Annotated in this window: 1 pseudogene; it reads left to right on the forward strand. The window is 69.7% G+C overall.

Annotated elements, in window-relative coordinates:
- Positions 1-48: 48 nt before the first annotated feature.
- A pseudogene (locus tag EOB49_RS35700) lies at positions 49-244 on the forward strand (OsmC family peroxiredoxin); the annotation flags it as partial.

The following is a 244-nucleotide window of genomic DNA, read 5'->3' on the forward strand; positions in this document are numbered from 1 at the left end:
CGACGAGGCCCGACGCCTGGTCGACTCCTGCCGGGGAGGACATCCGCGATGGTCTCAATGACCGTGGAACTGCGCAATGTGGGGGACACGCAGGCGGCCATGGGCTGGGCAGGCGGCCACACGATCATCGTCGACCGGCCCGAAGGCAAGGCCGGCGGCATGGGCCTGGGCTTCAATGGCGGCCAGCTCCTCGCCCTGGCGATCGGCGGCTGCTTCTGCAACGACCTTCGCTACGTCGCCGAGG

The sequence above is a fragment of the Mesorhizobium sp. M7A.F.Ca.MR.148.00.0.0 genome (assembly GCF_003997735.1).
Classification (GTDB): Bacteria; Pseudomonadota; Alphaproteobacteria; order Rhizobiales; family Rhizobiaceae; genus Mesorhizobium.